General features: G+C 55.0%; 10 protein-coding genes. 1 reads left to right on the top strand and 9 read right to left on the bottom strand.

The window, feature by feature from the left end:
- Positions 1-18: 18 nt before the first annotated feature.
- The 8 genes from AB5Y51_RS07735 to AB5Y51_RS07700 form a co-directional block, all read right to left on the bottom strand.
- Positions 19-1,169, bottom strand: a protein-coding gene (locus AB5Y51_RS07735; RefSeq protein ID WP_319903933.1) for an IS3 family transposase whose coding sequence is annotated in 2 segments (ribosomal slippage) — positions 19-932 and positions 932-1,169 — 1,152 coding nt in all. Because the reading frame shifts where the segments join, the coding sequence is not laid out codon by codon here.
- A gap of 447 nt (positions 1,170-1,616) precedes the next feature.
- The gene (locus tag AB5Y51_RS07730; RefSeq protein WP_368178242.1) at positions 1,617-1,988 is read right to left on the bottom strand and encodes a hypothetical protein; all 372 of its coding nucleotides are present in this window, start codon (positions 1,986-1,988) and stop codon (positions 1,617-1,619) included.
- Positions 1,988-2,428, bottom strand: coding sequence for a hypothetical protein (locus AB5Y51_RS07725; protein WP_368178241.1), 441 nt, complete (start codon positions 2,426-2,428; stop codon positions 1,988-1,990). The genes AB5Y51_RS07730 and AB5Y51_RS07725 overlap by 1 nt, the downstream gene beginning before the upstream one ends.
- Positions 2,412-2,717, bottom strand: coding sequence for a hypothetical protein (locus tag AB5Y51_RS07720; protein ID WP_368178240.1), 306 nt, complete (start codon positions 2,715-2,717; stop codon positions 2,412-2,414). Before AB5Y51_RS07720 ends, AB5Y51_RS07725 begins: the two co-directional genes overlap by 17 nt.
- Positions 2,718-3,063: 346 nt before the next feature.
- The gene (locus AB5Y51_RS07715) at positions 3,064-3,849 is read right to left on the bottom strand and encodes a hypothetical protein (protein WP_368178239.1); all 786 of its coding nucleotides are present in this window, start codon (positions 3,847-3,849) and stop codon (positions 3,064-3,066) included.
- On the bottom strand, positions 3,846-7,022 hold the full coding sequence (locus AB5Y51_RS07710) for a T6SS effector BTH_I2691 family protein (RefSeq protein ID WP_368178238.1): 3,177 nt from the start codon (positions 7,020-7,022) through the stop codon (positions 3,846-3,848). Before AB5Y51_RS07710 ends, AB5Y51_RS07715 begins: the two co-directional genes overlap by 4 nt.
- The gene (locus AB5Y51_RS07705) at positions 7,019-7,888 is read right to left on the bottom strand and encodes a DUF4123 domain-containing protein (RefSeq protein WP_041214667.1); all 870 of its coding nucleotides are present in this window, start codon (positions 7,886-7,888) and stop codon (positions 7,019-7,021) included. Before AB5Y51_RS07705 ends, AB5Y51_RS07710 begins: the two co-directional genes overlap by 4 nt.
- Complete coding sequence (locus tag AB5Y51_RS07700; RefSeq protein WP_368178237.1) at positions 7,888-9,933, bottom strand: type VI secretion system tip protein VgrG; 2,046 nt, start codon at positions 9,931-9,933, stop codon at positions 7,888-7,890. Before AB5Y51_RS07700 ends, AB5Y51_RS07705 begins: the two co-directional genes overlap by 1 nt.
- Positions 9,934-9,978: 45 nt before the next feature.
- Here AB5Y51_RS07700 and AB5Y51_RS07695 point away from each other — a divergent pair, with 45 nt between their 5' ends.
- Positions 9,979-10,224 carry a hypothetical protein gene (locus tag AB5Y51_RS07695; RefSeq protein ID WP_041211262.1) on the top strand — a complete coding sequence of 82 codons (246 nt, stop codon included), beginning with the start codon at positions 9,979-9,981 and terminating at the stop codon, positions 10,222-10,224.
- A 62-nt stretch (positions 10,225-10,286) separates the two neighbouring features.
- On the opposite strand, the gene hcp1 is transcribed toward AB5Y51_RS07695, so the two are convergent.
- Positions 10,287-10,625, bottom strand: a 339-nt coding sequence (gene hcp1, locus AB5Y51_RS07690; RefSeq protein ID WP_368178236.1) for a type VI secretion system effector Hcp1, incomplete at its 5' end; no start/stop codon positions are given.

Below are 10,625 nucleotides of genomic sequence, written 5' to 3'. Positions count from 1 at the left end.
TGAATCGCCCCTGGTTTTCTAGACACTTTGTTGCTGAAAAATAAACTGCCTTTCAAACTCTACCGGCGACAGCCCATCATTGGAACCATGACGCCTGATTGGGTTGTAAAACATCTCGATATAATCAAACACATCGCTGCGGGCTTCGTCTCTTGTCGCGTAAATCCTGCGCTTGATCCGCTCCCGTTTGAGCAACTGAAAGAAGCTCTCGGCGACCGCGTTGTCGTGACAGTTACCCCGTCGGCTCATGCTGCAACGCAGGTTGTGGGCCTTCAGAAAGTCCTGCCATTCACCACCGGTAAACTGGCTGCCCTGATCCGAATGCACCAGTACCGGCTGCTTGGGTTTACGCCGCCAGACGGCCATCAATAACGCATCAACCGCCAAGTCTGCCGTCATGCGTGACTTCATCGCCCAGCCGACGATCTGGCGAGAGAACAGGTCGAGCACCACCGCCAGGTACAGCCACCCTTCTTGAGTGCGAATGTAGGTAATGTCAGTCACCCAGGTGATGTTGGGGGCTGGCACCTTAAACTGACGTGCCAGCGTGTTTGGGGCAGCTTGCGTGCTCTTGCCTCCATAATGCCCCTTGCGGCGTTGATAGCCCGTTTGCGAACGCAGTCCCTCCCGCTTCATTAATTTGGCCACACGGTGCTTGCCGCAGGCTTCCCCTGCGTCACGAAGGTCGCGATGGATCTTGCGATAACCGTAGACAGCACCACTTTCCAGCCAGGATTGCTTGACCAATCCGGTCAGTCGTTCGTCCTCCTGCTGTCGTGGCGATGTGGGCTGTTTCAACCACGCGTAGAAGCCACTTCGGTGAACCCCCAGGGTTTGGCACAGGGTAACGACACTGTACCGGTCGAGTCGGGAGGTTATGAACGCGTACCTTTCCTTGACTCGCTGGCAAAGTACGCGGCGGCCTCCTTTAGAATATTGCGCTCCTCGGTGACCTGGCGCAGTTCAGTTTTCAGGCGGCGGATCTCGGCTTGCAAGGCAGACTCTTCTATTTGCTGGTCAGCAGGCTTACCGTACTGCTTGAGCCATGCATACAGGCTGTGGCTGGATACCCCGATGGCACGTGCAACGTCAGCCACCGGCCGCCCGCGCTCGGTGATTTGTTTAACGGCTTCGATTTTGAATGTTTCTGGATAACGCTGACGGGTCATAACACCTCCAATAGTTGCCTCATTTTAAGGCTGTGAGGTGTCTAGGGAACTGGGAGCGATTCATCCCAACTCCCTCGTAGCGTCTCTATCACCTTGGGTTTCATTGCAGCCAGATAACGGTCCAGCTCCTGTTTGGAGCGCGCGGGGATCATCTGACCAGCACTGGCAAGTGGTTGCAAAGTGACATTTAACCCTATGGGTTGTCCTCGTAAATGGGCAGGGAGTGAGAGTTCCAACTGTCACTGGGAACGACCTGTGTCCATCCACCCCTGAGGCTTGGAGCGTACCACAGTCAAACTGCCCCCTGGCTTATTGACCAGCATTTCAAAAGGAACCAGATCATCTACGATAGACTGATTGCACCAGAGTTGATTGAAATCACCACTTTTTTGACACCAATAATTTTTCTATAACTGTTACATCTGACAAAAGTATTACTCGAAGGATTTACTTATTGATCTCATCCAGCCTTCTTGGCGTGCCAACATCCAATACACCAACGGGAGCTCTGCGAAGAGATAATTCACTTTTAAACTCTCTATATTCATCACACCCAAGCTCTTTCATTAAACTTGACAATATTTTATATAGTTCACCTTCATTGCAATATAAATAAGAAAACTCGAACCAACTGAATGGTATGATATCAAAGCGAATAAGGTTTTTATTTTTAACCACTTTCACAACATATGCTTTATCTTTATTGAAAACAGTGTATTCAACTGATATTTTCTTTTCAAAGTTAGTAAAAAAAACAGCAAAAATTGCCATACCACCTGCACCAACCAGCGCTAGCGGCCCCAATACAGCCATAGCCATCACGCAAACCACCACCCCAAGCCAAGCCAAGCCAAGCCACGCACTATGGTGTAGGCCACTTCAGGAATGGCATCATGATAAGTGACGATTAAGCCTTCTGTCGTTAGCCGGTAATGGTAGTGTTTATCCGCCATCACCAAGTAACGTAAATAGAGCGTCATCACTATCGACATACCGATCATCATATAAACAAAAGTCCAATCATTATCTCCAGCAAACCATACCGCCGCACCTCCAAATAGCATCATTGAGCCAACGACTATTAATATCATTGGCCATGCAAATGCTGTAGATACCCGGATATCCCATTCATGAAGAGTTTGTGCCTCACGCACCCTTTTCTGATTGGTATCGATTATGAGTTGTTGCTCTTCCTGCGGCAGCAGATGAAAAGGGGTTTCTTGCTCGTTTGCCTCAGCTACTTCATTCGTGTTGTTCATTATTTATTCCTTGCTTACCAACGACTAGGGCGGGCATAGAACTTAATTCACCGCTGCTGGAGTTCAAAGTGATAGGTCCACCACTGTTGCCGTTGCCCTTGAAGACAAATTGCCGCTGTACCATACCGCCCATATATCCCAGTTCCAACTTGATGGCACTATTGGTATCGACCCCCAAAGGCAAGGTATAGACCAGATCATCCCAACGTCCGCGTTGTGTCTCTAGCGTCCTGGGCTGCATGGTTGCCTGATAGCGCGCCAGCTCCTCTTTGGATCGTACCGGCACCATCTGGCCAGCACTGGCAAGTGGTTAAGAAGTGACATTTAACCCTATGGTTTGTCCTCGCAAATGGGCAGGGAGTGAAAGTTGCAACTGCCACTGGGGGCGACCGATATCCATCCACCCCTGAGGCTTGGAGCGAACCACAGTCAAGCTGGCTCCCGGTTTATTGACCAACAACTAGAAGCGAGCCAGTTCGTCTTCCGAGGACCAATTGGCAGGCTGCTTTCCCCTGGTGGATTGCAACAACCATTTCTCCAGATCTGAGCGTTTTAATGATATTGAGCAACATAGCCAATACAAACATTGAAATAATGAAAAATGACACTGTAATCGCACAGCGCCACCTGAGTCATTAGGTGTTAAGCTCATCAAATTTTCTTGGCACACCAACATCCAGAGAGCTATGGGGAGCCCTATTTAATGAGAAAACAGTTTTAAACTCTCTATACTCGCAGCAATTCAGCAACGATAACAAAGAAAAAAGAATCTTATTCAAGTCATTTTTATAACAATAGAAGTTTGCAAATCCAGAGTAGCCAAAAGGAACTGTCTCAAATTGAACAAAAGCGGCTTTCCTAGCCACCTTTATTATATTTATTTTTTCTTTATTGAATCGTGTATATTCAACTGTCTCTTCTTTCTTGAAGTCAGTGAAAAATACCGCAAAGAGCGCCATGCCACCTGCACCAACTAATGCTAACGGTCCCAATACAACCACCGCCATCACACATACAACTACTCCCAACCAAGCCAAGCCACGCACTATGGTGTAGGCCGCTTCGGGAATAGCATCATGATAAGTAGTGATTAAGCCTTCTGTTGTCAGTCGATAATGATAGTTTTTATCTGCTAGCCATAAGTAACGAGTAAAGGCAGCAACTATTGCCCCCATTATAATAGGAGCCCAACCTGCATCATCATCGCTATACACTAGCCATATACCAATAGACATCATAATACCAACTGGGATTGAAATGACTAGCCAAACAAAGGGTGTTTCCACCCTAATATTCCACTCATGTAGCGTAGGGGCTTCACGCACCATTTTCTGATTGGCATTAATTATACTTTGCTGCTCTTCCTGCGGCAGAAGATGAAAAGGGATGTCCTGCTCGCTCACCTCAATCTCCTCGTTCATGATTTATTCCCTTGCGTGCCAACTATTAGTGCAGGCATAGAGTTCACCTCACCACTGCTGGTATCCAATATAATGGGGCCGTTGCTATTACCGCAGCCCTTGAAGACAAGTTGCCGCTGTACCATACCACCCAGATAGCCCAATTCCAGTTTAATGGCCGAATTGGTATCAATCCCCAGCGGCAGGGTATAGACCATCTCATCCCAACGTCCGCGTTGTGTCTCCAGCATCCTGGGCCGCATGGCTGCCTGATAGCGCGCCAGATCCTCTTTGGAGCGCACCGGTACCATTTGACCGGCGCGAGCAATTGGCTGGCCGATGACCTTCAGCCCTATGGTCTGCCCTCGCAAGTGCGCAGGGAGCGAGAGTTGCAACTGCCACTGGGGGCGACCGGTGTCCATCCACCCCTGGGGCGCGGAGCGCACCACCGTCAGGCTGGCGCCCGGTTTATTGACCAGCAATTCAAAGCGAGCCAGTTCGTCTTCAGAAGACCAATTGGCGGGCTGTTTGCCCCAAGTGGATTGCAGCAACCATTTCTCCAGATCCGAGCGCTTAAAGATATTAAGCAACACTGTCAGTACCAGATAGGCGATACCCAGCACAAAGAGCCCGATAACCATCCAGGGGGCAAAAACGGTACCAATTGCGAATCCCCCAACACCGCGACTCACCAGCGTAAGTAATACTTGAACCCCAAAAATGCCCGTTTGTCCCCAAAGAACATATTCCTTCGAAACCAGCAAAGTTCTTTCCATCTCGCTAATTAAAGGGTCTTTGCTAGCCAATGAGGCATCCCACGCTTCCAGTCCTGCTGCCACAGCACCTAACCCAGCAAACGCCAACATCCGTAGGGAAAAGGCTTTAACCCAGACAGCATGTTCACCGATTTTTGCATTCTTGATAGGTATGGACGTAAGAGCTTTTTCTCCCGCCTGTAATTTTTTAAGCTCTCCCCACACAGCCCCCTGATAGAGCGCGGCGATGGCATTGCCCGTCCAGGCAAAGGCCGAGCCCAGCTGCATATTTGCCCGTTCCCGACCGATGGACTGGGCGTTTTGCGCCGTCCCAGCGATGACCACTGTCAGATTCCAGAGGTTGAGCAGGGCAACCAGCCCGCCAAAGGTCGCCAGATTGGGAATTCTCTCGTTCATGGCCGTGATGCGTTGATTCACGCCGCTACGTACGCTCGCCAGATAGTCACCAACATATTGTCTGGCTTGTTGCTGGTAGAGATCACCTTTCAGCTTCACCAGCAGGGGCATTTCGCTGGCAATCAGGGTATCAAGCTGTTGCTGCAAGGTTTTTAGCTGACCGTTGATGGCCTTCACCGTGGTGCTGCGCCCGGGAGGGGGGGAGCTGATGGCCGACATCTCTTTGACAATGATCCAGATCTTCTGCTGGAAGCGGTTGTGGAGCATCCGATAGTCTCGGTTGGCCTGCAGCGGCTGGTCGCCGAGCAGGGACTCCAGCAATACGAGCCTGAGGTTGCCCGCCAGGCTGTTCTTCCAGGCATGGGGCAAGATGGCCGCCATGATCTGGGCGTGAGCCCCCTTGGCCATGGATTTCCCAGCCACTTTCATGGCTTCAATGACGGCTTCGATCGTCTGGAACCAGGACTTTTGCTTGAATCTCTCATCCCCCAGTAGCGTCTCCAGATCAGCCGTTCTGCCAAAGAGGGCTGTCATATCGCCAGAGGAGGTGCTGAGCCAGGCATTGTCTACCGTCAGCTCGCTCAATCCCTTGTGCAACGCGGCATCAAAGCCATAAGGGGCTAGCGCCAGCAAGTTATCGCGGCTCTTTTCGCCCAGCAGTTTCTCCAGCGCTTTCTTCCTCTCCTCCGTGCGGCAGCTAAGAGAGAGAACCGGCCCGGCCTCGGCAAACAGTGTCTGCAGATAGGCTTGTCCCTTGGGTGTTCTGTTGTCCAGACCAAAGGGCAGCGGATCGGCCTTGAGGCGGGTCACACCGTTGAACAGGTCTTCATGAGCCCGCGTCAGGGCCAGCTCCACCTCATTGAGTGGCACCTGGTACTGCTTGATAAAGGCATTGAGCCCGCTCCAGTTGACCTCATCCTGGAAGGCGGCGCGCTCTTTCCATTGGGAAACCTGTTTTTGGGATGGATTGAAACCATATTGTTCCCGCAAGATTTTCAGCTTCTCATCAGCCCGTTTCTCCATAGGGGAACTGAACATCGCCATCCCGGGCTCTGCCGTCATGCTCTCCATGTCGGCGAGGTAGCGATCCCCAAGATAATCATCCAGCGCCTCTTCAAAGGCCTGGGTCCTGGCGACATTGCCCCTGACGGAGGCGGGTAACTCCTTCTCGTCGAGCCGCACCCTGGCCAGGTTACGTGTGACCTCCGCCATCATCAGCTTGTGGCTGTTGACCTTGATGGTGGCATCATCTTTCCCCAGCAGTGCTTCGCGCTTGGCGAGCAGTTGATTGACCTTCATGGAAAGGTCGGCAAGGTCGGCCAGCGGGTCCTCCAGAGCGACCACCATGGCGCTCTTGGGGTCCGGTATGCCCGCTTTGTAGGCAGTCGGTGAACTCGCCGGTTTGTGAGCCAGCAACTTGATCCCCTGCTCGTCCTCTTCGGCAGGCTTGGCAAGGGGGGTTGAAGAGAGCACAAATCCCTTGTTGGACATCCCCAGATCCGCAACCTTGTCGAGCACATCTGGCAGACCGCAATGAGGGGCCTTCATGGTGCTGGCAAAACTGCCCAGTTTCACCTGCCGCATCCAGGTGGTGCGCAAACCGCCGCTCTTTTCCATCTCATGCTTGATGCGCCCCGTCCAGCGCTGGGGAGAATAAGCGAGGGAGAGGGTATGGCTCGCCGGGTAGAGCAGATGCCCCTTGCTTCCCTTGCTCTGGCTGATGAAGGTCGATCCCTTTATCTCGTACTCATCAAATGTCTTGGTCTTTTCGTCATAGACATAGAGCCAGCCATCGCGCAGTTGGCGCAAGGCATAACCGCTCTCTTTCAACTTGAGAGGCACCACAAAGCCTGCTCCGGCGGGGACTGGGTGAGGCTGCTTTTGTGGCGGGGAGAACGGCTCATCCAGGGCATAACGCACCGGGATGATGGCAATCTTCTTGTTCTTGAGCGGACAGACTCCTGCCGGGCTCTTGCTGTCGGTCGTGTTTGCACACTGGGCGGCTTGATTGGGCGTACTCATGCGTCTTGATCCTTGTTGCTCAATGCGGCAGCAAGCTCGGCGGCCTGCTCGATACGTTGCGAAGGGGTCTGGGGCGAACGCTGGGTAATCAACGCCTTGATCCGGGGATGCTCATCTTCATCAAACCAGCCACTGCCGAGATACCCCATCACATTGAAAAACAGCAGCAGATCCCGCTCGCTCTCGAATCCCTGGGCATAGGCGTAATCAGCCCAATGGGCAATCCAGGCCATGGGTTCTTGCAGCGTCAGCATGCGAGCCCCAAACCAGGTGTGCATGTGTGCTCTTATCCCATCGAGGGTGCGCAACCAGCTCACCTCTCCCAGACGGCGCCACTGCACGTCGGAAAGTCGCAGACGTTCCCCCATGGGGGACCCCATTCCAGGCGCGGCAACCTTGTGCTGCCACACCTGCTCCTCCCCCTGCCGGGTCGGGATCCAGACTTGAGCCACCCCCTGCCAGAGCCAGGGTTCATCATCCATAAACAGCCGCCACATGGTCTCCGGCATGGCCAGCTTGAGCAAAATCCTGCTGCCATAGGGACTCTCCACCTCGATAAGCCCACGCAGTCGCTCGGCCAACGGCAACAGAGAAAGAGGGGACGATAACAGGTAACCCCATGATGCATCGCGGTTTTGCATAAACCAATCCAGCAGATTGGGCGTTGCACAGACCAGACAGGGGCTCACTTCTCGCAAGCTGTCCCAGGGGGCGTGAAGGTAAACGGGCTGATAGGAAGGCGATGGGTCCTGCTCGAACAACGCGCGCTCCAGCGCGGGAATGCGCGCGCCATCGAGCAACAGATAGAGTTGCTCTCCACTGTTCAGCTCGATGTCGGGACGCTCTGCGACGAAAGCCATGGCCATCAGCCACCCCCCTCCTGTCTGGCCAGTTGCTCACAGATCTCGCACACAGGTTCGGCAGACTTGAGCGTCGCAATCTGACGTGCAGGGTCCATGGGAGGCGGGGGCGCCACCACTTCAACCGCTCCGGGTTGGATCGGCATCTGGCCACTCCAGCCAGAGCCAGAACCCGGGCTGCCGCCTGAGTTCATCTTGATGGAGCCGCCCGAGAGGGTGACACCGCTCGGGTCGATTTTGACAAAACTCCCCCCCACCTTGAGGGTCAGCTCGGCACCCGCCTCCATCACTATCTTCATGCCCGCCTTGTGGTGTACCTCGGACCCCGCCTCCACCAGCAGGGACTGCCCCAGTTTCTGGTGCTGGCTGGCATCCACGGTCAGGGAATAGTCGGCCTTGATGTGATCCCGCTTTTCACCGTTCACAGTGAGGTGATCATTGGCCTTGATGCGGGTCACCCGCTCATTGTCGATATCCCGATGCTCGTCGTGCTTGATGTGCCAGGCCGCGTCGTTCTCTATAAGCACGTTCAGATCTTTCTGACCGTGGATATAAATCTCTTCCTGCCCCGCCTGGTCTTCAAAGCGCAGCTCGTTGAACCCCTCACCCTGGTGAGTTTCGGTGCGCAGCACGGTGCGGGTCTTGTTGGCAGGCAACTCGTAGGGCGGCCGATTGGTGGCGTGATAGGTGCGACCCGTCACGATGGGTTGGTCGGGGTCCCCCTCCAGGAATGAGACAATGACCTCGTGGCCGATACGGGGTATCGCCATCATGCCGTATTGACCACCCGCCCAGCCCTGAGATATGCGCACCCAGCAGGAGCTCTGGTCGTTGGAACTGCCATACCTGTCCCACGGGAATTGCAGCTTCACCCGACCGTGCTCGTCGCAGTAAATCTCCTCACCGTCGGGACCCACCACCATGGCGATTTGCGGGCCATCCACCATCGGCTTGTGAGGGGCCTCCGGGCTGCCGATGCGTGCCCGCCAGGTGGTGCTCGCTTTCACTACGCCAAATTCGTTGTGGTAGACGGTGGGGCCGCTGCCCCCCTCCTCTTCCAGCGCCTGCGGCTGCAAGCCGGTGTGCTGGATGCGCACCACTTGCCAGTCGGTGTTGAGGCTGCCGTTGGGGTGTTCGGTGAGTGCAAACGTCTGCCCCGGCTGCAAGGCGGCGCAGTTGGACTTAGCCTGGCCCGCCACCGCATCGTTGCGCAGCGCATCCAGCCGGTGCTGGGCAAACGCCTTGCCGCTCTGGTCCGCTTTGTAGCGACCCGGATAGTCGAAGTGCTGGTAGGTGTCCCGTTGGTGCTCGAGCTCTGCGCCCTGCTTTTTGTGAGAGAGACCATAAGCCGGCGTCTTGAAGCTGTAGTCTTTGAGCTCCACATCCGACGGGCGCACCGCCTCCCGGTAGTGGAACTGCCGCACATAGGGGCCTTGCTCAAGGGAACGATTGCCGAGGTTGAAGAAGAGCTCGGGGCCTTGAGTCAATGCGGCTGCGTCGTCGGCAAAGACGATGCGGTGCTTGCCCGCTTCAAACTCGTGGAAGTAGAACATCCCCTCTTCGGCGGCGAGGCGGTTCACAAAGTCGAGGTCGGTTTCCCGGTACTGAACACAGTATTCCCGCTGGGCATGCTCGTTTTTGAGCGCAAAGGCGTAATCGGTGATGCCGTGCTCTTGCAAGAGGATGGAGAGGATTTCATCGGGCTTCTGCGCCTGGAAGATGCGGGAGTTGTGGCGAAGCGACAGCCGCCACAGGGCCGGCTGCACCATGAGCTGATAGCGGGTGCGGCGAAAACCGCTGTCACCCTGCGCGAAGTCACTGACCACCCCGCACACCCGGCGCTGCGGCTCGCCGTTGTACCAGACCAGCAGCTCGCACGGCTGGTCAAGCACGGCGCCAACGTCGATGTCGGGCTGGGCACTCGCCAGCGCCAGGCGCAGGTTGAATGGCCGATTGAGCGCTTCATCCAGCGCAAACTCGGCCACCACGAAAGTACTCTCGGGCAGAGCCCCCACCTTGACGGTGAATTGTAATCCTGTGCTGTCTGCCATGAGGGCTCCTTAACCTGCCAGTTCGCAGCCCTGGGAGCTGCACGGATGACGTCTGAGATCAGGCGCGTCGCAAGATGGGTCACCATCGCCATCAGCATCGCGAGGGAAGGCACGGTGCAAACTGAGAAGCGCCGCTTTCATCTGACAAGGCAATCGTGGGAGATGGCGCGACCGGCCTTCGTTGTGCTTTGCCATCCAGCCGCCATGCAGCCGGATGGCAAAACACAAAAGCTCCGACCACATCCGGTTGAATGGGTCGGAGAAAGCTTGCACGGGTCTGGTGACGGCTGACACGGCAGTCATCAGGCCCTGGGGTGCACTACAAGGAACAACGGCAATCAATAAATCGGTGATCAGGCCTCGATCGGCGCGCGCCAGTCATCCGCACCAGAGGTACCGGCAACGGTGTGCTCCCAGTCGATCTTGCGGTAGGCCATGGAGACCTGGATCAGCTGGGTGAAGTCGGACTTCGCCGGATCCTGGCAGTGGGGCATCTGGCAGTCGATGTCAACGATGGTGGCATCGGTCAGCACAGTGCTGAAGAAGTGCTCCTGCTTGCCCTCGACGGAGGTGCGGTACCACTTCAGGGTCACTTTCGGCAGCATCTCGCCGGAGGCCAGGGAGTTGTACATCAGCGGCACGGCCTTGTTCAGGGCAACGGTGAACTTGAACGGCTTGTGGACACGCTGACC

The sequence above is a fragment of the Aeromonas sp. R7-1 genome (assembly GCF_040908115.1).
GTDB lineage: Bacteria > Pseudomonadota > Gammaproteobacteria > Enterobacterales > Aeromonadaceae > Aeromonas > Aeromonas caviae.
This window is presented reverse-complemented; position numbering and strand designations above follow the sequence as displayed.

Excerpts from the sequence above, each read along its gene's own strand:
- AB5Y51_RS07730 (WP_368178242.1), bottom strand. The coding sequence starts at position 1,988 with ATGGCTATGGCTGTATTGGGGCCGCTAGCGCTGGTTGGTGCAGGTGGT.
- AB5Y51_RS07725 (WP_368178241.1), bottom strand. The coding sequence starts at position 2,428 with ATGAACAACACGAATGAAGTAGCTGAGGCAAACGAGCAAGAAACCCCT.
- AB5Y51_RS07720 (WP_368178240.1), bottom strand. The coding sequence starts at position 2,717 with ATGGTGCCGGTACGATCCAAAGAGGAGCTGGCGCGCTATCAGGCAACC.
- AB5Y51_RS07715 (WP_368178239.1), bottom strand. The coding sequence starts at position 3,849 with ATGAACGAGGAGATTGAGGTGAGCGAGCAGGACATCCCTTTTCATCTT.
- AB5Y51_RS07710 (WP_368178238.1), bottom strand. The coding sequence starts at position 7,022 with ATGAGTACGCCCAATCAAGCCGCCCAGTGTGCAAACACGACCGACAGC.
- AB5Y51_RS07705 (WP_041214667.1), bottom strand. The coding sequence starts at position 7,888 with ATGGCCATGGCTTTCGTCGCAGAGCGTCCCGACATCGAGCTGAACAGT.
- AB5Y51_RS07700 (WP_368178237.1), bottom strand. The coding sequence starts at position 9,933 with ATGGCAGACAGCACAGGATTACAATTCACCGTCAAGGTGGGGGCTCTG.
- AB5Y51_RS07695 (WP_041211262.1), top strand. The coding sequence starts at position 9,979 with ATGACGTCTGAGATCAGGCGCGTCGCAAGATGGGTCACCATCGCCATC.